This is a genomic window from Maribacter sp. MJ134 (genome assembly GCF_003970695.1).
In the GTDB taxonomy this organism is placed as follows: domain Bacteria; phylum Bacteroidota; class Bacteroidia; order Flavobacteriales; family Flavobacteriaceae; genus Maribacter.
In genome coordinates, this window is the sequence record NZ_CP034570.1 from 62,366 (window position 1) to 82,458 (window position 20,093).

Here is a 20,093-nt window from a genome sequence, read left to right on the forward strand (position 1 = left end):
TTTTGTTGGCTATTTTTTTTTTAGCCATAACTAGTAAATAATGCAATAAACAGCATTACTAACAGTCATAACGTGGCAAAAACTATTATAGTATGGGTATTTTGTTTTCTTTTAATGGATACGTAGCCCAAAGCGGTCAGTGTTAGGGAATTTTCCAGTTAGCTCTATCTTTTTTAGATGTAGAGCGCTAAAAATAGTAACGGCTTCATACAAGATTATTGTAAAACGGTCGTTTACATGTAAAATACATCATATCACCCTAAAAGTAACACGCTATATTTTATTCCTAAATCAACAATAAATTAAATGAGAAAGATTTCAATATTCTTCATGCTGGCTTTTATTATAAAATCAGTGGCACAGGAAGACCAGAGAGTGATAACTACCGCAGTACCATTTTTGACTATTGCAGCAGATGCACGTTCCGCAGGAATGGGTGACATGGGTGTGGCCACTTCCACAGATGCCTTTTCCCAACAATGGAACCCGGCAAAATTCGCTTTTGCAGAACGGAAAACAGGTATTGGTTTGAGTTATACACCTTATTTAGAAAGTATAATAACGGATATTTCTTTACTTAATGCCAGTGTTTATAATAAGTTAGATGAAAAAAGTGCATTTGCGGTAAGTCTTAGGTACTTCACGTTGGGAGAGATAGAACTCCGGCAATTTGCAAATGACCCGGGAACCCTGGCGAAACCTAACGAGCTTGCTTTAGATGGTTCTTATTCCCTTAAATTAAGCCCGACTTTTTCGATGGCCGTTGCGGGTAGATATATAAGGTCTAACTTAAGATTGCCTCAAAATGGAACAGAAGATTCGCAAGCGGCTAGTTCTTTTGCTGTTGATGTAGCTGGTTTTTACAGGTCCAGAGAAGTCGCCTATAATAATTTTGATGGTCGATGGAGGGCTGGTTTCAATATTTCCAATGTTGGGGGCAAGATTCAATATGACGAAGGTGGACAGGAAAATTTTCTGCCAACTAATTTAAGAGCGGGATTAGGCTTTGATTTTATCCTAGATCAAGACAATGTTATAGGCCTAACCACCGAATTCAGTAAATTGTTGGTTCCAACACCTCAAGATTTTGATAACGATGGCGATATAGATTCTGAGGATAATGACATTTATCAAAACGAAAGTGGTTTTAGTGGTATACTAGGTTCTTTCTCCGATGCACCAGATGGTTTTAGTGAGGAGTTAAAAGAATTCACTTGGGCACTTGGTGCAGAATATTCCTATCAAGACGCCTTCATGGTGCGTACGGGTTATTTCAACGAAAGCGAGGAAAAGGGTTCTAGAAAGTTCTTTACGTTAGGAGCTGGCTTCAAGTTCAAGGCGGCCCAGATAGATTTATCCTATCTTTTCTCCACTTCTCAAGTTAGAAATCCTCTAGAAAACACATTGCGTTTTTCACTTACGTTTAGTTTAGGAGAGGAATTTTATAATGATTAAGTAGCACTAAAAATATAGTATCAAAAACCTGCTACACGGCAGGTTTTTTGATTTTTAACCCTTTGGAAGTGGTTCTTATTTTTGAGAATACCTTATTTTTGATAAGTAACTCCGTATTGTTTTATACCCATTTTAGATGCCTTTAGAAAAGAGTTTGAGTTTTGACATTACCATTTATGATTCTCTAGAGGAACTAAATGAATTGGATAGGTCTTTAATGATGCAGTCTATTGGTGCTAGAGAAAATGCTTATGCACCCTATTCTAGATTTAATGTTGGGGCGGCGGTATTATTGGAAAATAGGGAAGTTGTAACTGGAAATAATCAAGAAAATGCCTCCTATCCTTCCGGTCTTTGCGCGGAAAGAGTAGCCGTGTTTTATGCCGGAGCTCAGTTTTCTGGAGTTAAAATAAAAACAATAGCGATTACAGCGGCATCCAAAAATTATGAAGTTGCAACTCCGGCAGCACCATGCGGCAATTGTAGACAGGCTATTCTTGAGTACGAGTTTAAACAAAAAGAACCTATAAAGCTTTTATTGATGGGTGAAGTAGGCAAGATAATTCAGTGCAATTCCGTTGCGGACATACTTCCATTGGGATTTAATAGCACCTTCTTAAAATAAGCGTGATTTTAGTTGCTAAAACACACGCAGCACATAATTTTTGTTAAGCCTATAATTTCTTTCTCCTTTTGTTTCTATTTTTTTTATCCATTCATTAATATGTGTATTTTTGTTTTCTTTCGGCATAGATAAGAGCCTTTGCTCTGTGGCCCGAAAAATAAAATACCTCAGGGACGAGCCCATAAGGTATTCTAATAGAAAATAACACGTGGTTTCGAGGTTAGCCTCGGAGCATTTTTAATCTCGATTATCGAGTAAATATTAATTTAGATAATAGATTGATGGAAAAAATTACCAAGGAGACGTATTTGAAATGGTATGAGGAAATGCTTTTCTGGAGAAAATTCGAGGACAAACTTGCTGCTGTGTATATACAACAAAAGGTAAGAGGATTTCTTCACCTGTACAACGGCCAAGAAGCAGTCTTAGCAGGAGCTTTGCATGCTATGGATTTAACGAAGGATAGGATGATTACCGCCTATAGAAATCATGTTCAACCCATTGGAATGGGAGTTGACCCAAGGAAAGTAATGGCGGAGCTTTATGGTAAAGTTACCGGAACTTCAAAAGGTATGGGAGGTTCCATGCACATCTTTTCAAAAGAACATAGATTCCACGGAGGTCATGGTATTGTAGGGGGTCAGATTCCCTTAGGTGCCGGGATGGCCTTTGGAGATAAATATAATGGTAGTGATGCGGTAACACTCTGCTACATGGGTGATGGTGCCGTTAGACAGGGGTCGCTTCATGAGACGTTCAACTTAGCTATGCTTTGGCAACTACCTGTGGTTTTTGTATGTGAGAATAACGGTTATGCCATGGGTACCTCGGTAGCAAGAACATCCTATTCCACAGATATATGGAAACTTGGATTAGGGTATGAAATGCCCTGTGGTCCTGTTGACGGAATGAACCCTGTTACGGTTGCTCAGGAAATGAGTAAGGCAATTGAGCGGGCAAGGTCTGGTGGTGGACCAACTTTTCTAGAAATGAAGACGTATAGGTATAGAGGTCATTCTATGTCCGATGCACAGCATTATAGAACTAAAGATGAAGTAGCGGAGTATAAAAAGATAGACCCGATTACTCAAGTATTGGATGTCATCAAAGAGAAAAAGTATGCTACTGATGATGAAATAAAGAGCATTGACAAAAAGGTGAAAGCTTTAGTTTCTGAATGTGAGAAATTTGCGGAGGAATCAGATTATCCACCAGTAAGCCAATTGTATGATATGGTTTACGAACAAGAAGATTTTCCATTTGTTCAACATAAATTATAAGTAAATGGCTATAGTTGTAAATATGCCCAGATTAAGCGATACCATGGAAGAGGGTACCGTTGCCACATGGTTGAAAAATGTGGGGGATAAGGTTGAAGAAGGAGATATATTAGCCGAGATAGAAACCGATAAGGCTACGATGGAGTTTGAGTCCTTTAATGAAGGAACACTATTGCACATCGGCATAGCTGAAGGCGACACGGCTCCAGTAGATTCGTTATTGGCCATTATTGGTGAAGAAGGAGAGGATATTTCCGGTTTGCTTAATGGTAATACCGCGCCCGAAGCAGAGAAGGAAGAGTCGGAAACCCCTGAACCAGCGGCGAAGACTGAGGCTGCTGCTCCGGAGACTACTGAAATTCCAGAAGGTGTTGAGGTGGTTAAAATGCCACGTTTAAGCGATACCATGGAAGAAGGTACGGTTGCTGCATGGTTAAAAAAGGTCGGTGACACGGTTGAAGAGGGCGATATCTTAGCTGAGATAGAAACCGATAAGGCTACAATGGAGTTCGAGTCATTTTACTCCGGTACGCTGCTCTATGTAGGAATCCAAGAAGGAGAATCATCTCCAGTGGATGCGGTGTTGGCCGTAATCGGGCCTGAAGGAACGGATGTAGATGCCGTTTTAAATGCTAAACCTGCAACCGCAAAATCTGAAACTACAGCAACAGAAACAAAAAAGGAGGAGTCAAAAGAAAAAGTTCAGGCCGATGCAAGTACGGAAAAAGTAGCTGTTGCAGATGGTAAGCGAATTTTTGCATCGCCTTTAGCAAAGAAAATAGCCGAGGACAAAGGAATAGATTTGGCTGCTGTTTCCGGTTCTGGGGATAACGGAAGAATTGTTAAAAAAGATATCGAGAATTACCAACCATCACAGGCTACCGCTGCCCCTGCTGCTCAACAGAAACAAGAAGCTGCGCCGAGCCTAGCACCTATCAGCTTGCCCGTAGGCGAGGAAGGTTCGGAGGAAGTTAAGAATTCTTCGATGCGCAAGGTAATTGCGAAAGTATTGGGACAGTCAAAATTCACTGCACCACACTTTTATCTTACCATAGAGGTAGATATGGACAATGCAAAGGCTTCTAGAGCACAAATAAACAGTCTGCCAGATACTAAGGTTTCATTTAATGATATGGTATTGAAAGCTTGTGCGATGGCTTTAAGAAAGCACCCACAAGTAAATACTTCCTGGAACGGAGATACTACGCGCTATAACAAACATATACATATGGGTGTTGCGGTTGCCGTAGACGAAGGTCTAGTTGTGCCGGTAGTTAAGTTTGCGGACCAATTAGGTCTTACACAAATAGGTGCTGCCGTTAAGGATTTGGCCGGTAAGGCTAGGACCAAAAAGATTGCACCATCGGAGATGGAGGGTAGTACCTTTACGGTATCTAATTTAGGGATGTTCGGTATATTGGAGTTTACTTCTATCATCAATCAACCTAACTCAGCCATACTTTCAGTCGGTGCTATTGTAGAAAAACCGGTAGTTAAAAATGGAGAAATTGTTGTGGGTAATACCATGAAACTGACACTTGCGTGTGACCATAGGACGGTAGATGGGGCAGTCGGAGCCCAATTTTTACAGACCCTGAGATATTTCGTTGAAAACCCGGTAACGATGTTGGCATAAGCCAAATTTTAAATAAAACAGTAAAAAAGCATCCTCTTTTCGGGATGCTTTTTATCTTTAAAATAAAGTGGAAAAATGAAAAGACTGATCATTTTAGCTCAAACACTCTTGCTAATGGCATGTGGTGCTCAGAACAGAAACGCCAGTAACACGATGAATACTACCAATGAAGCCACTGGTGCTTTGGTGGGAGCAATTGGTAAAGAAGAGAAACCAATGGTAGTAAAGGGGTCAGCCTTAAATGCGACCACTCAAATGTCCTTTACATCGGCAGAAAAAATGGAAGGTCTCATGGCCTTTTTGGCATCAGATGATTTAGAGGGCAGAGATTCTGGAAGTATGGGTATAGAAAAAGCTGCTGATTTTATAGCGGGTATTTTTAAAAATAACGATGTATCGCCCTATTTTAAAACGTATAGGGATACACTGAGTAATTTTGAGAAACCAACTTCTAATGTGGTAGGTTATTTGGAAGGCACCGACCCACAACTAAAAGAGGAATTTATAATTATTGGTGCCCACTATGATCATATAGGTATCATGGGTAGCGATAATGGTGATGCTATTGCTAACGGAGCAAACGACAATGCCTCCGGAACTAGTGTTGTACTAGAGCTGGCTAGGTATTTTGGTGAAACAAAATCAAATAAGAGGAGTATTATATTTGCGCTATTTAGTGCTGAAGAAAAAGGACTACTTGGTTCCAAACATTTAGCTGAAAAGCTGAAAGGTGAAGATATTACGCTTTATACGATGCTCAATTTTGAAATGGTCGGCGTGCCAATGGTCAATAAAGATCATTTGTTATACCTGACCGGTTATGAACTCTCAAATTTATCGGAAGTAAGTAATATATATGCCAAAGAAAAATTGACAGGGTTTTTGCCAAAAGCTAAGGCCTTTAATTTGTTCAAGCGATCGGATAACTATGCGTTTCATAAGGCTTTTAATGTGCCGTCACAAACCTTTAGTAGTTTCGATTTTACCAATTTTGAATATTATCACAAGGTTGGCGATGAGCTTGATCTAATGGACTTTGAGCATATGGCGCGCGTGGTGAATAGGATGATACCTGTTGTTGAAGGAATATCGAATGCACCTGTTAAAGAAATAAAATATAACTAATGGCCAAAATTATAGTTACAGGAGCAAGTAGAGGTATCGGTTTTGAACTAGCACAATTATTTGCCAAAGAAGGCCATGAAGTGTTGGCCTTATCTCGAAACGAAAATCCGATTAAAAGCTTGGGTATAAAGAATATTCATACCTTTCCTTTTGACATTGCAAGCGATACGGACCTAGTAAAATTAGAGCGTTTTTTGAACGAGAATTGGAAGAGGGTTGATGTGTTGATAAATAATGCGGGAGCGCTTTTGAACAAACCTTTTCTAGAAACCAGTAAAGAAGAATTCAAAGCCGTTTATGATGTAAATGTCTTTGGTGTGGCCGCCATAACTAAATTGGTCATACCGTTTATGGACAAAAATGCCCATGTTGTTACTATCAGTTCTATGGGTGGGGTTCAAGGAAGCATGAAATTCCCAGGTCTTTCCGCGTATAGCTCAAGCAAAGCGGCAGTGATCACGATGACGGAGCTATGGGCGGAAGAATTCAAGGAGGCTGGTCCATCCTTCAATGTGCTTGCTTTGGGTGCGGTACAAACAGAAATGTTAGAGGAGGCTTTCCCTGGATATGAGGCACCAATAACCGCTTTGGAAATGGCGGGGTATATTAAGGATTTTGCGCTGACCGGTAATAAATTGTACAACGGTAAGCTATTGCAAGTGAGTAGTAGTACACCTTAATCTATAGCTTCACATAGGCTTTATGTATGGTGTCTAGTTTTGGAAATAATGCTAAAAAAGATTTTCTATCAGTATACATCAAGTCTAGAGTATCCATCGTGGTGTCTGCATAGCCAGAATGTAGGCTTTCAACGACGTCCATACCATTCACAACTTTTCCAAAAGCAGGAAAACCTTTAACGTTATTGTATATAATAGTATCTAGGCGATGATTGTCACTTAAATTAATATAAAGATCTGTAGTTCTTGTTTCTGGTCCGCCTCTACCAAAACTTATCGTGCCTTTTGAGTTTCCCAGAATCACTTTTTCATCAGGAACTTTTACACTGTTCCAATAATTGTAATTTACGCTGTCCGTGCTTCCAAACTGTGCTACGAAACCAGGATTGACACGATAAAAAAGTTGATTATCAAAATAACGATGTTTAACAAGTTGATAGAACCTATCTGCGGCTTTAGGAGATAAGGACCTTGTTATCATCACATCAAAGTCTCCTTTTGAGGTATTAAATGCTACCGTAAAATTTTTAGGAGCTATTTCTGTAGTCCATTTTTTAGAGAATATTTTAGGGGAACAGCTCACAATAATTAGTGTTACTATGGCTATTAAGTACTTCTTCATAACAAGAATCTTATGATTTTGAAGATATTACTTATTTAAAATAAACCAATAGTATTTTTTCAGGTATTTTTGTTGTGATGGATAATGTTCTCATGAAATATTTACCCGAAAGAGCAGTGCCTTCTTGCATGGAGCTTATACGAGTAAATAATGTTCATTTAAAAATAGTGAATGAACGGGTTACTAGGCATGGCGATTATAGAAGAACAGCGGACGGCCAGCATCAAATTACCGTAAATGCAACACTGAATAAATATCGGTTTCTGATTACACTTGTTCATGAAATTGCCCATCTGGTGGCGTTTGAGAAATTTGGAAGGCGCATAAAACCTCATGGTTTGGAATGGAAAAAAACTTTTCAACATCTGATGCTTCCCTTTATACGGCCAGAAATATTCCCATCCATGCTTTTGCCCCTTTTAGCTTCACATTTTAGAAATCCAAAGGCAAGCAGCAGCACTGATGCCAGATTGTCAATAGCTTTAAAAACCTATGATGCGCAACAATCCGAAAAATCCTACGTTTTTGAATTGCCTTTAGGAAGCATTTTCAGAATGTACAATGGCAAGCTTTTTAAAAAAGGGAATAGAAGAGTAAAGCGATATGAATGTATTGAGGTGGAATCTGGTAAAATGTACCTTTTTCAGCCCAATGCAGAAGTAGAATTAATACGTAATTAAGATGAATAAAAATTATTATGCGGTTTTGATGGCAGGTGGAGTAGGGTCAAGATTTTGGCCAATAAGCACTGGTGAATATCCAAAGCAATTTCATGACATGTTGGGTACGGGTAAAACCTTGATACAAAAAACATTTGAACGCTTAAACAAGTTTGTTCCAACAGAGAATATTTTGATATTGACCAATGAAAGATATAATGATTTAGTGTTGGAACAATTACCCAAGGTAAAACAGGAGCAAGTAGTTCTAGAGCCCGCAATGAGAAATACGGCACCGTGTATTCTTTATGCAGCACTTAAAATTAAGAAGATGAATCCCGATGGGGTTATGATAGTGGCCCCGAGTGATCATTGGATTGAAGATGAACAAGCATTTGCAGAAGATGTTACCGCTTGCTTTCAAAAATGTGAAAGGGAGGATGTGTTATGTACTTTGGGGATTAAACCCACTTTTCCCAACACGGGTTTTGGATATATAGAGTATAATAAATCAGACGATAATCAAATAAAAAAGGTAAATCAATTTAGGGAAAAACCGGATTACGAAACCGCCAAGGATTTCTTGGCACAAGGTAATTTTTTGTGGAACGGTGGTATATTTATGTGGAGTGTAAAAACCATTGTGGGAGCTTTTGAGGCCTATCAGCCCCAGCAATACCAGTTATTTGAGTCAGGTTTTGCATATTACAACACAGAGAAAGAGCGTGGGTTTATAGCAGAAAATTACCCAAAGGCCGAAAATATTTCAATTGATTATGCTATTTTGGAGCATAGTAGCTCCATATATGTTTTAGCAGCAACCTTTGATTGGAACGATTTGGGCACTTGGGGTTCATTGTTCGATAAGCTGGATAAGGACTCCGACGGTAACGCAGTAGTAAACGCCAAAGTTTTGGCCGAGGATGCCTCAGGAAATATGATACGTGCGGCGAAAGATAAAATTGTAGTCGTAGATGGCTTAAAAGATTATATTATAGTTGATAAGGAAGAAGTACTTTTAATCTATCCAAAATCGAAGGAGCAAGACATTAAAAAAGTCCTGACGAAGGTCAAGGACAAGTTTGGAAGCGAACATGCATAAGATATGAGTCAAGGTTTAAATCAAGATAATATCACCCCTACAGAGAAACCTCAAGAAAGTGGTGAGGAGGTAAAAAAAGACCTGAAGGGTTTAGCGGGTAGTGTAAAAAGGTTTTTATCCGAGCTGTTGGATATACGAACTAACACGGATCAGGATGCCACCAAGGAAGCTATTATTGCAGACATTCCTTTCAAAGGGCACACGTCTTGGATTCTTATCTGTTCTATTTTTATAGCCTCTATCGGGTTAAACGCGAACTCTACCGCTGTTGTCATTGGTGCGATGCTTATTTCGCCATTAATGGGCCCTATCTTAGGAATTGGCTTGTCTATTGGCATAAACGATATTGATACTTTAAAGCGTTCTCTTAAGAATTTTGCGGTAATGGTTATACTAAGTGTTTTAACCGCTTTTCTTTTCTTTAAGTTTTTTCCGCTTCGAAATGAATCATCCGAGTTATTGGCAAGAACCGCACCAGATATAAGGGATGTTTTAATCGCTTTCTTTGGTGGTCTGGCCCTAGTTATCGCCAGAGCTAAAAAAGGAACTATCGCAAGTGTTATATTCGGTGTGGCCATTGCTACCGCGTTGATGCCTCCACTTTGTACCGTGGGGTTTGGATTGGCTATCGGGAATTGGGAATATGCCATGGGTGCTATGTATTTATTTACGATAAATACGATTTTCATTGCCCTGGCTACCTTTCTAATCATAAAGTTGTTGCGGTTTCCAATGGTGCGCTATGTCAATTCTAAAAGGCGTAGACTCATTGCTAGACTGGCTTCCTTAGTGGCGGTCGCCGTAATGATACCTGCGGGAATAACCTTCTACAGTGTATTTCAAGAATCACTTTTTAGAAGAGAGGCAAACAATTTTATAAACGAAAAAATTGCGCTGTATCAATTTTCCGGAGAGGGTAGATTTTTAGAGGATTTTACAGATATAGAATTTAATGACGGCCTAGACCCTTCCATTGAAATAGTTTTTATGGGAAGTGAGACTATTCCGGATAACATTATTGCTACCTGGGAAAACCAAATGAACGAATACCCTAAATTAAAGGGAAGTGCGCTAAACGTAGTTCAGGGCTCAAAAAGTGGAGCGGCGAATGAACTCAAATATGTGAATGAACTTTACGAATCTCAAAAAAATCAATTATCGAGTAAAGACGAAAAAATAGCGCTGTTGGAATCGGAGCTGACGCGCCTAAATAAAAGTGCGGTAGGTCAAATACCATTTGCAGAGATAAGTCTTGAGGCCAAGACCAATTACGAAAATTTATACCGCCTAGGGTATTCTTACCTCATTTCTACTGATTTTACTAAGACGGATACCATACCAGTTTTTGAGGTGACTTGGAAAAAGGAAGCTAAGCGTTTTCAAACAGAAAAAGATGCAAAAAAACTTTTCGAATGGCTTAAACTTCGTTTGAAAGATGAAAATATCAAGATAAAAGAAGTTATTAGTGACTAGTTTCGCTCTTCAATATACATCTGGCGAACTTTTTTGAACAGATCGGAAGAGTACACAAAATTCGTTACGGCTTCATTGTCCGTTTTAAATATTTCATTTTTAGTGCCTTCCCATTCCTTAAGACCATTTTTAAGAAATAATATCTTTTCCCCTATTTGCATCACGGAATTCATATCATGTGTGTTTATCACTGTGGTAATATCGTATTCTTCCGTAATTTCTTTGATTAAGTTGTCAATTAAAATAGCCGTTTTAGGATCTAGTCCGGAGTTAGGTTCGTCGCAGAAAAGATACTTTGGGTTCATAACAATGGCCCTTGCAATGGCGACACGTTTTTGCATTCCACCGGAGATTTCAGATGGGTATTTGTGATGGGCATCAATTAAATTCACTCTCTTTAATACCGTGTTTACGCGATCTTCCATTTCCGAGGCAGACTGTTTAGTGAACATTTCCAAAGGAAATTTTACATTTCCTTCAACCGTCATACTATCAAAAAGTGCACTGCCCTGGAAGACCATACCCATATCTTGGCGCAAATCTCTCTTTTCATCTTCGGTTAGTTTAGCGTATTGTCTGCCATCGTAGACAATGGAACCTTCTTCAGGACTAAAGAGACCTAGAAGACATTTTAAGAAAACTGTTTTTCCCGATCCACTTTGTCCGATGACCAAATTGGTTTTCCCATTTTCAAAAGTTGTGGATATTCCTTTAAGAACATGTGCTTCTCCAAACGATTTCTGTATGTCATTCACTTCTATCATTAGCCTAAGAGAAGTTGCGTTAATAAATAGTTTAAGATAATGATCACCACACTTGTCCACACGAATGCAGTGGTGCTGGCCTTCCCCACTTCTAAAGCTCCACCTTTCATATAATAGCCATGAAAGGACGGAATTGTAGCTATGACAAAGGCAAAGATTAAAGTTTTTACAAAAGCGTAGGCAATGTGAAAGGGGACAAAATCTGTCTGAAGCCCCGATACAAAATCGGCACTGGTTAAAAAGCCACCGAATACACCCGCTATCCATCCTCCAAAAATGCCCACATACATAGAAATGGCAATAGCAAAGGGATAGAAAAGCATGGCGATTATCTTAGGAAAGACTAAATAATTCAATGAGTTTACACCCATGACTTCAAGCGCGTCTATTTGTTCCGTTACCCGCATGGTACCGATACTCGAGGTAATGTAAGAACCTACTTTGCCGGCCATTATTATCGATACGAAAGTGGGCGCGAACTCTAGGATAACGGATTGCCTAGTGGCAAAACCTATAAGACTTCTCGGTATAATAGGATTGGTAAGGTTTAAGGCCGTCTGTATGGCAACGACCGCACCGATGAAAAAAGAGATAAAAACGATGATACCCAAAGAGCCGTATATGAGCTCGTCTATTTCCTTTAAAATGAGCGATTTCATTATCCTCCATTTGGTCGGTTTTTTAAAAACCTCCCGAACCATAATTGAGTAGCTGCCAATAGACGCTAAGTAGTTCATATATTAAGAATATATTTCTTAACGTAAAAATAAGAATAAAGGACTTCATTTAACTTCCAATTAAACTTTTAAGAAGGATTTTATTTACTTTTACGCATCAACATTCGCAGCATGAACAAAAGAAATCGAATTTCCTTTTTAACCCTTTTTGCAGGTATTTTCACTGTGTTCAACCTATCGGCACAAAAGAAAGGCAAAATGGTAGATGAGAGTAATCTTAGGACTTCGCCAAAATTGGTAGTGGGTATCGTTGTAGACCAAATGCGTTATGATTATTTGACCCGTTTTTATAATGATTTTGGAGATGACGGGTTTAAGCGAATGGTGGAAGAAGGTTTTAACTGTAAGAATAACCACTTTAATTATGCGCCTACTAGCACAGGGCCAGGGCATACCTCGGTATATACCGGTACCACTCCTGCTACGCATGGTATTATTGGAAACAATTGGTATGACAAAGAACAGGATATTGAAGTCTACTGTGCGTCCGATGATAGCTATAGTTCTGTGGGTACCATGTCTGATGCCGGAAAAATGTCACCACATCGTATGACGGGTACAACAATTACCGATGAGTTGCGCCTACATACACAGATGAGGGGTAAGACCATTGCTATAGCGTTAAAGGATAGAGGTGCAGTTCTTCCAGGGGGGCATACGGCCAATGCTGCTTATTGGTTTCATGGTGCCGACGAGGGAAAATGGATAACTAGTTCATATTATATGACCACGTTGCCAAAATGGGTGAACGATTTTAATTCTTCTGGTGCGGCACAGTCTTACAAAAAACCTTGGAATACTTTAAGGGATATCACCAGCTACACGGAAAGTGGAACGGATGACAATAAGTACGAAGGGCTGTTTGAGACGGAAATGACACCTACCTTTCCCCATAGCACTCCAAACTTATTGGATAAGACAAGGGATTTTGAATTTATTAAGGCCACGCCTTATGGGAATAGTATTACCGCTGATTTTGCCATTGAAGCATTAAAAAATGAAAACCTGGGAAAGGATGATATACCGGATTTTTTGGCAATAAGTTTTTCTAGCACCGATTATGTAGGACATAAATTCGGGGTCAATTCAAAAGAAATTCAAGATACTTACTTGCGACTAGATGAAGACCTGGCGCGTTTGTTCAAAGCATTGGACAAAAATGTTGGCGAAGGGGAATATACACTCTTTTTGACCGCTGATCATGGTGCCATAGAAGTGCCTGCTTATTTGAAGGATGTTAAGATACCGGCAGGTCATGTAGATTATAACACTACGAAAGACAAGTTTTCGGATTTTTTAAAATATAAGTACGGAACGGAAGATATAGTAAAGAATTTTTCAAATCTGCAATTGTTTTTAGATCATAAGATTATAAAGAACTTGGATTTAAGTTTAAAAGATGTACAAGAGGAGATTGCGAAAGAATTTCTGGGTTACGATTATGTAGATAAGGTATATACAGGGTATCAAATGTGGCAATATCAGTATACTTCTGGTATCCCGTACATACTTCAAAAGGGGTATAACCAAAAACGGTCCGGTGATGTCTTGGTGGTCTTAAAGCCTAACACTATTAGCTATCCTATGACAGGGTCCACTCATGGTTCTCCTCAAATATATGACACACATACGCCATTACTTTTCTACGGGAAAGGCATCAAAAAAGGAAATACAGTACTACGGACAGAAATTCCCGATATTGCCCCTACGGTGGCCGCCTTGTTGGGAATTTCCTTTCCAAGCGGTACCACGGGAAAGCCTATTCCAGAGGTATTACAGTAATTATTATTATGAGTAGACTTCCAATAGGTATATTTGACTCGGGCGTGGGAGGTACATCCATATGGAAAGAAATCCATAACCTTTTGCCTAACGAGCATTGTATATATTTAGCGGATAGTAGAAATGCTCCCTACGGAGAAAAATCACCTGAGGAAATACTACGGTTAAGTATCAAGAATACTGAATTTCTCTTAGATAAAGGGTGTAAGCTGATAGTTGTAGCCTGCAATACGGCCACCACCAATGCGATTGACTATTTAAGAAAAACGTACAAAATACCTCTTATCGGCATTGAACCGGCGATAAAACCGGCAGCATTAAATTCAAAATCAAAGCGGGTTGGTGTATTGGCGACTAAAGGAACTTTGTCCAGCACTTTGTTTCATAGTACTGCTCAAAACCACGCCGAAGGAATAGAAATTATTGAGCAACAGGGTAAAGGTTTAGTGGAGCTTATAGAAAAAGGGGCATTACAAAGTGAGGCTATCAGAGGGCTTTTAAAAGAATTTTTAGAACCGATGATCGCTAAGGATATAGATTACCTTGTATTGGGATGTACGCATTATCCTTATTTAATACCTGTATTAAAGGAGTTGTTGCCGGAGCATGTGCAAATTATCGATTCGGGCGAAGCAGTGGCTAGGCAGACCAAAGCAATTTTGAAAAAAGTGGGAAATTTAAATAGGGCCAGCGAAAAAGGAACGCACCAATTTTTTACCAATGGGGATGTAGCTGTTTTGCAGCGTTTTGTCCTCAAGGAATCGGTTCAGCAAGAAGTAAGCTTTTTAGACTTTTAAGAACCTGAAATTTTATGGTACGTTAGGTACGTAAAAGCATATGCGTGTTTTTCATCTTTTGGGTGATATTTTTCGGAGACAAGTTCCCATTTTTCTGTATCGATCTTAGGGAAAAAAGTGTCCGCTTCAAAATTACTGTGCACTCTTGTAAGTTCAATCTTGTTGGAATAAGGTAGTCCCTGACGATAAATTTCACCTCCACCAATAATAAAAACATTTTCGTCTTCCGCCAGTTTCAAAGCTTCTTCAAGCCCGTGGACTATGATACAATCCTTAAAGGGCACCGTATAATTTTTATCCCGAGTTATTATAATATGGATGCGGTTAGGCAGTGGTTTAGGAAAGCTTTCAAAGGTCTTACGACCCATGATGATTTTATGTCCCGTTGTTAATTTTTTAAAACGCTTAAAATCGTTTGGCAGGTGCCACAAAAGGTCGTTGTCCTTTCCAAGGGCGTTATTCTCCGCGGCGGCGGCAATTATGGTAATACTGTTCACTTAAGTATTTTTAAATATATCTTAATCAAATGCAAAAAGCGGACCAAGTAAATAGGACTATGGCTATCTTTAGGTTAAAGATAAGCTAATTGGGATTTTCTGGTTTAATTTGTTCTTTTATTCAGAATTGTCTTTTTTCATTGCTGCCTTAATTTCTAGTCATAAGATGTATAATAACCGGCTAACGTATATCATAGGATGCTTCATAGTTCTTAGCAGTCTTTTTTGTACGTCTCAAACTACAGTACAATCAGCTACATTATCCGATTACGCTCTTGAGCTCACGAACCAAAGGGTAAGTTATGACCCCAGTTATTTTGCACTAAAATATCCCAACGGTGATGTTCCGAGCGATAAGGGTGTTTGTACAGATGTCATTATTCGCGCCTATAGAAAGTTGGCAATAGATTTACAAAAAGAAGTGCATGAGGACATGAGGTCCAATTTTGAGGCTTATCCAAATAATTGGGGTTTAACAACAACGGATAAGAATATAGATCATCGTAGGGTTCCTAATTTGATGAGGTTTTTTGAACGACATGGCGAGGTAAAAGTTAATTCAGAACTGGCAACAGATTATCTACCCGGGGATATTGTTTGTTGGGATTTAGGTCATGGACTAACACATATTGGTATAGTGGTGGATAAAAAATCAAAAGATGGAAAGAGAAACCTTATTGTTCATAACATTGGCGCCGGACAAGTTCTTGAGGATATGCTTTTTGATTTTAAGATAATTGGGCATTATAGATATAAAGAATAGATGGATAAAGTAAGAAAGGAATTTCCGGTAACGCGAAAAGGTATTTACGCGAACACAGCAGTGTATGGGCCCTTGTACGATTCTCTTATAGATTGGCGCCAAGAGCACGATTTAGATTTTCTGCTGCACGGAAGCGGAATGCGGGAAAAATCACTTCAAATACTTTCTGATACCCGCAAGACTGTTGGTCAGTTCTTTAACTGCAAAAGGGAGAATGTAGCCTTGATCAACAATTTTTCCACAGGACTCAATGTTTTGCTAGAAGGTCTTCATCCCAAAAAGAAGATTTTACTTCTGGAGAACGACTATCCTTCCGTCAATTGGTCTTTTGAAAACAGAGACTTTGACATCTCTTATGTAAAAACGAGTGCTACCGTTGAGGAGAAAATAGAAAAAGCAATAGGCGCTCAACATATCGATGTTTTGGCGCTAAGTGTTGTGCAATGGCTAGATGGTTTTTTAATTGATTTGGCTTTTATCAAGAAATTAAAAACTACCTATCCTAATTTAATAATCATTGCAGATGGGACACAATTTTGCGGCACAAGGCAATTTAACTTTGCAGATTCTGGGATAGATGTTTTGGGGGCAAGTGCCTATAAATGGCTTTTGGCCGGTTATGGAAATGGTTTTATGTTATTCTCGGACAGTGTAAAGGAACTATTTTCTTTGTCCACTATTGGTTTCAATGCGGCCAATGGCGATTTCGGTAAAAAAGATGCAATACGTTTTGCAAAGCAATTTGAGCCAGGACATTTGTCATGCCTAAATTTTGGAAGTCTTAAATTTTCGATGGAATTTATGCAGCGCATAGGAATGGATAAAATATCACAGTATAATCAATTGCTTTCTGAAAAAGCAAAACAACAGTTTAATTCCCTTGGGTTACTTGAAGATAGAATTGTGGAACGAAAAGCGCACAGTACTATTTTTAATATAAAGGTAGATACTAGGGTTTTCAATCATTTATTAGAGAATAATGTGAGTTGTGCACAACGAGGAGACGGTGTTAGGCTTAGTTTTCACTTTTACAATACAGAAAATGAGATAGATGCTATTGTAAAAATCTTAAAGACAGCCTTATAGCTATTAACTACTTCTAATTTTTGGAGGTTCTAATTTTAAAATTGACGTTAAATGTTGCTAAATTTTTATCAAAATGATAAAAATGATGTTAGTCATTGTAAATGAGCATCTTAATGCAGTAGTTTTGCCGTATATTCTAAAAATGAATTAACATGGCAATTGCAAAACAATATTTAAAAACAAAACCAGTATGTAAGGTAACTTTTACCGTGCCTGCTGAAGAAGCAAAAAAAGTAGCGGTAGTTGGAGATTTCAATAATTGGAGCCCAAAAGGCAGCACTTTAAAAAAATTGAAGAACGGAACTTTTAAAGGTACGTTTGATCTACCAAAAGAAAATTCTTTTGAGTTTAAGTACATCGTTGATGGTACTTACGTTAACGAAACTGAAGCTGATCGTTATCAGTGGAATGATTATGCAGGTTCTGAGAACGCTGTTCTAGAAGTATAACATAGTCAGGAAAAGTTGTAAAAAAGGCATGGATATTCTCCATGCCTTTTGCATTTAAGCCTTTATAACCAATTATTTTTCTACTGTGACACCTTTCCAGAAAGCCACTCTTCCTTTAATTCCTTTGGCCAATTCACTTACCTCTGGGTAGTACCAGGCCGCATCCGGGTTTTGTTTTCCATCAACTTCTAAGGTGTAATAAGAGGCTGTTCCTTTCCACGGACAAGAAGTATGAGTGTCACTACTTTTAAAATATTCTTTTTTAATACTTTCTGCTGGGAAGTAATGATTGTTTTCTACTATGAGCGTATCATCACTTTCTGCAATTACGGTATTGTTCCAAATAGCTTTCATGGCTTTTATTTTAGTTGTTAAACTGACTTTTTAAAAAGATAATTTTTATAATAGTTCGTTGAGTCGGTAAATTCTGTAATAACTTGCAGTCCCGATTTTTCAGCCAGCCATTTCACTGTTTGGTCGTCATATTTTTGAGAAATTTCCGTGTGAATGGTTTCCCAAGCTTCAAAGGAGAGATTCAGACCTAAATCAGCAATATGCACTTTTTGATTTTCTTTCGACACTAAAAAGCTTTTTGCCGTGCCCGTTTCAGGGTCATAGACTTCCCAATGGATGAACTTGTCAAGTTTAAAATTGGCATGTAGTTCTCTATTGATACGGACTAATAAATTTTTATTGAAAGCTGCGGTAATTCCCTCTTGATCATTATAAGCGTTCAGTATCGTCTGGGGGTTCTTTTTTTGGTCAAAGCCTATAAATAAAAGGTCGTTTGGTTGCATGTAACTTTGCACTTTGGATAAAAATTCAATGGCCTGCTCATGTAAGAGGTTACCAATGTTTGAGCCTAGGAATAGAATCACTTTTCTTTCCTCTGAATTAAAATGAAGTGTTTCCAGCGTTTCAAAATAAGTTCCTTGCAGCGGTTCTGTTTTAAGACCTGGTATTTCTATCTCTAAATTCTTTTTGAGGGAATCTAGCGCGTTTTGGCTTATATCTATTGGTCTAAAGGTAAAGTTGATGTCTTTTTCTGTAAAATGACGTAGTAATATCTTTGTTTTCTTACCATCACCGGCACCCATTTCAATGAGGTGGAAAAAACTATCTCCGTTGGAAAAATAAGAAGCTATTTCTTCCTTGTGCTTTTCTAAAATTAAAAATTCGGTATCCGTAAGATAATATGTGGGCATAGCCATAATATCTTGAAAAAGCTTATCTCCGGCTTTGTCGTAAATATATTTTGAGGATAAATACTTGGGATAGGCTGTAAGACCTTGGTAGACCTCCCTTTGAAATTGGGAAGTAAACTTTGGTTCGGTTTCGTTTTGCATAGATGCTATGTCGTAATTATTTGGCTAACCTTAAACCGGTAAATTGCCATCTTAAGTTCGTTTGAAAAAAATTGCGATAGGTGGGTCTAGAATGGTTGTTTGGGGTAGCTACGGAACTACCTCTAAGAACTTTTTGGTTTACCATAAACTTACCATTGTATTCCCCTAGGGCTCCATCGGCTTTTTTATAATTGGGATAGGGGAGGTAGGCACTTTCAGTCCATTCCCAACGCTGTCCCCATGAAAACAAATGCTGTGCCGCTTCCCATTCAAATTCAGTGGGAAGTCTGCAATCCTTCCATTGGGCATAGGCAAAAGCCTCAAAATAAGAAATATGGGTCAGGGGTTCATTCAAGGTTATTTCTCGTAAACCGTTTAGTGTGTAATGGTGCCATTCACCATCAATTTTATGCCAATATAAGGGAGCACTAATAGCTTCTTTATTCACCCAATCCCATCCTTCTGCATGCCAAAGTTCAAACCTTTGGTAACCTCCTGCTTCTATGAAGGCTATGAATTCTCCATTGGTCACCAAACGGTTGGCTATGGAGTAGTCATTCAGATAAACCTTGTGTCTCCCTAGTTCATTGTCATAACAGAAACCTTCGTTGGCATGACCTATTTCATAAATTCCTTCCGTAATGGGTATCCATTCATGGGCATGCTTTTCAGGAACATGCTCTTGAAAAGTATCGGAATATTTAGGCAGTAGCGGATTGTTGCCTAAGATGTATTTAATATCCGTCAACAATAATTCTTGATGTTGTTTTTCATGGTGTATCCCTATTTCCAGTACTTCATGTAATGTGGTATTTTGTACTTCGGACAATAATTCGGTGAGTGCTGAGGTTACATATTTCCTGTAATCGTAAACTTCTTGTACGGAAGGTCTGGACATATTACCTCTATCGGCTCTGATCACTCTCTTACCTACGGTCTCATAATAACTATTGAACACAAATGAGAAATCAGTATTGAAGACCTTGTAGTCTGGTTGATAGACTTTGAGTATGAACTCTTCAAAAAACCAAGTAGTATGTCCCAGATGCCATTTTGGCGGAGATACGTCCACAATGGGTTGAACTACATAGTCTTCTGTCTCAAGCGGAAAACAAATAGTTTCTGAATGCTTCCGTGTTTCAATGAAGAAATCCAGAAGCGTATGGGTAAGAATCATGCAAACAATTTTCTATAAAGATAAATAAAATAGGTTTT

General features: G+C 38.6%; 21 protein-coding genes. 14 read left to right on the forward strand and 7 right to left on the reverse strand.

Annotated elements, in window-relative coordinates:
- The first annotated feature begins 306 nt into the window (after positions 1–306).
- The 6 genes from porV (at position 307) to EJ994_RS00320 (ending at position 6,801) form a co-directional block, all read left to right on the forward strand.
- Positions 307–1,455: a type IX secretion system outer membrane channel protein PorV gene (porV, locus tag EJ994_RS00295; protein ID WP_126590700.1), complete on the forward strand. Its 1,149-nt coding sequence runs from the start codon at positions 307–309 to the stop codon at positions 1,453–1,455.
- Positions 1,456–1,591: 136 nt separating this feature from the next.
- Entirely contained in the window at positions 1,592–2,080 is a 489-nt protein-coding gene (locus tag EJ994_RS00300; protein ID WP_126590701.1) for a cytidine deaminase, read from the forward strand.
- A 281-nt stretch (positions 2,081–2,361) separates the two neighbouring features.
- Positions 2,362–3,360, forward strand: a complete 999-nt coding sequence (gene pdhA / locus EJ994_RS00305) for a pyruvate dehydrogenase (acetyl-transferring) E1 component subunit alpha (protein WP_099573616.1) — start codon at positions 2,362–2,364, stop codon at positions 3,358–3,360.
- A 4-nt stretch (positions 3,361–3,364) separates the two neighbouring features.
- The gene (locus EJ994_RS00310; RefSeq protein WP_126590702.1) at positions 3,365–4,996 is read left to right on the forward strand and encodes a pyruvate dehydrogenase complex dihydrolipoamide acetyltransferase; all 1,632 of its coding nucleotides are present in this window, start codon (positions 3,365–3,367) and stop codon (positions 4,994–4,996) included.
- Positions 4,997–5,071: 75 nt separating this feature from the next.
- Positions 5,072–6,121: a M28 family metallopeptidase gene (locus tag EJ994_RS00315; RefSeq protein WP_126590703.1), complete on the forward strand. Its 1,050-nt coding sequence runs from the start codon at positions 5,072–5,074 to the stop codon at positions 6,119–6,121.
- Positions 6,121–6,801: an SDR family oxidoreductase gene (locus tag EJ994_RS00320; protein WP_126590704.1), complete on the forward strand. Its 681-nt coding sequence runs from the start codon at positions 6,121–6,123 to the stop codon at positions 6,799–6,801. The genes EJ994_RS00315 and EJ994_RS00320 overlap by 1 nt, the downstream gene beginning before the upstream one ends.
- 1 nt (position 6,802) lies before the next feature.
- On the opposite strand, the gene EJ994_RS00325 is transcribed toward EJ994_RS00320, so the two are convergent.
- Positions 6,803–7,423 (reverse strand): peptidylprolyl isomerase, encoded by a 621-nt coding sequence (locus EJ994_RS00325; protein WP_126590705.1) that lies wholly within the window; start codon positions 7,421–7,423, stop codon positions 6,803–6,805.
- A 77-nt stretch (positions 7,424–7,500) separates the two neighbouring features.
- Between EJ994_RS00325 and EJ994_RS00330 the strand changes: the two genes are divergently transcribed.
- The 3 genes from EJ994_RS00330 to EJ994_RS00340 are packed head-to-tail and all read left to right on the forward strand — an operon-like array spanning position 7,501 to position 10,657.
- Positions 7,501–8,103, forward strand: a complete 603-nt coding sequence (locus EJ994_RS00330) for a SprT-like domain-containing protein (protein WP_099573611.1) — start codon at positions 7,501–7,503, stop codon at positions 8,101–8,103.
- 1 nt (position 8,104) lies between these two features.
- Positions 8,105–9,184, forward strand: coding sequence for a mannose-1-phosphate guanylyltransferase (locus EJ994_RS00335; RefSeq protein WP_126590706.1), 1,080 nt, complete (start codon positions 8,105–8,107; stop codon positions 9,182–9,184).
- Positions 9,185–9,187: 3 nt separating this feature from the next.
- Positions 9,188–10,657, forward strand: coding sequence for a DUF389 domain-containing protein (locus EJ994_RS00340; protein WP_126590707.1), 1,470 nt, complete (start codon positions 9,188–9,190; stop codon positions 10,655–10,657).
- Here EJ994_RS00340 and EJ994_RS00345 read toward each other — a convergent pair.
- Both EJ994_RS00345 and EJ994_RS00350 read right to left on the reverse strand, forming a co-directional pair.
- Positions 10,654–11,421, reverse strand: a complete 768-nt coding sequence (locus EJ994_RS00345) for an ABC transporter ATP-binding protein (RefSeq protein ID WP_126590708.1) — start codon at positions 11,419–11,421, stop codon at positions 10,654–10,656. The two genes, EJ994_RS00340 and EJ994_RS00345, sit on opposite strands and share 4 nt — an antisense overlap.
- A complete protein-coding gene (locus tag EJ994_RS00350; protein ID WP_099573607.1) occupies positions 11,421–12,158 on the reverse strand; it encodes an MlaE family ABC transporter permease in 738 nt (245 codons plus the stop codon). Before EJ994_RS00350 ends, EJ994_RS00345 begins: the two co-directional genes overlap by 1 nt.
- 111 nt (positions 12,159–12,269) lie before the next feature.
- Here EJ994_RS00350 and pafA point away from each other — a divergent pair, with 111 nt between their 5' ends.
- Both pafA and murI read left to right on the forward strand, forming a co-directional pair.
- Positions 12,270–13,940: an alkaline phosphatase PafA gene (pafA, locus tag EJ994_RS00355; protein WP_126590709.1), complete on the forward strand. Its 1,671-nt coding sequence runs from the start codon at positions 12,270–12,272 to the stop codon at positions 13,938–13,940.
- Between the two features lie 8 nt (positions 13,941–13,948).
- The gene (gene murI / locus EJ994_RS00360) at positions 13,949–14,737 is read left to right on the forward strand and encodes a glutamate racemase (protein WP_126590710.1); all 789 of its coding nucleotides are present in this window, start codon (positions 13,949–13,951) and stop codon (positions 14,735–14,737) included.
- Here murI and EJ994_RS00365 read toward each other — a convergent pair.
- Positions 14,734–15,234, reverse strand: a complete 501-nt coding sequence (locus tag EJ994_RS00365) for a dihydrofolate reductase (RefSeq protein ID WP_241240819.1) — start codon at positions 15,232–15,234, stop codon at positions 14,734–14,736. The genes murI and EJ994_RS00365 overlap by 4 nt on opposite strands.
- A gap of 166 nt (positions 15,235–15,400) precedes the next feature.
- Here EJ994_RS00365 and EJ994_RS00370 point away from each other — a divergent pair, with 166 nt between their 5' ends.
- The 3 genes from EJ994_RS00370 (at position 15,401) to EJ994_RS00380 (ending at position 17,532) form a co-directional block, all read left to right on the forward strand.
- The gene (locus EJ994_RS00370; RefSeq protein WP_126590711.1) at positions 15,401–15,997 is read left to right on the forward strand and encodes a DUF1287 domain-containing protein; all 597 of its coding nucleotides are present in this window, start codon (positions 15,401–15,403) and stop codon (positions 15,995–15,997) included.
- A complete protein-coding gene (locus EJ994_RS00375) occupies positions 15,998–17,083 on the forward strand; it encodes an aminotransferase class V-fold PLP-dependent enzyme (RefSeq protein ID WP_126590712.1) in 1,086 nt (361 codons plus the stop codon).
- Between the two features lie 152 nt (positions 17,084–17,235).
- Positions 17,236–17,532 (forward strand): isoamylase early set domain-containing protein, encoded by a 297-nt coding sequence (locus EJ994_RS00380; protein WP_126590713.1) that lies wholly within the window; start codon positions 17,236–17,238, stop codon positions 17,530–17,532.
- A 72-nt stretch (positions 17,533–17,604) separates the two neighbouring features.
- Here EJ994_RS00380 and EJ994_RS00385 read toward each other — a convergent pair whose 3' ends face one another.
- From EJ994_RS00385 to egtB, 3 genes are read right to left on the reverse strand one after another with little or no spacing between them, the layout of a single operon-like run.
- Entirely contained in the window at positions 17,605–17,886 is a 282-nt protein-coding gene (locus EJ994_RS00385) for a DUF427 domain-containing protein (RefSeq protein ID WP_126590714.1), read from the reverse strand.
- Between the two features lie 17 nt (positions 17,887–17,903).
- Positions 17,904–18,878, reverse strand: a complete 975-nt coding sequence (locus EJ994_RS00390; RefSeq protein ID WP_126590715.1) for an L-histidine N(alpha)-methyltransferase — start codon at positions 18,876–18,878, stop codon at positions 17,904–17,906.
- A gap of 16 nt (positions 18,879–18,894) precedes the next feature.
- Positions 18,895–20,055 carry an ergothioneine biosynthesis protein EgtB gene (egtB, locus tag EJ994_RS00395; RefSeq protein ID WP_126590716.1) on the reverse strand — a complete coding sequence of 387 codons (1,161 nt, stop codon included), beginning with the start codon at positions 20,053–20,055 and terminating at the stop codon, positions 18,895–18,897.
- Positions 20,056–20,093: the final 38 nt, after the last annotated feature.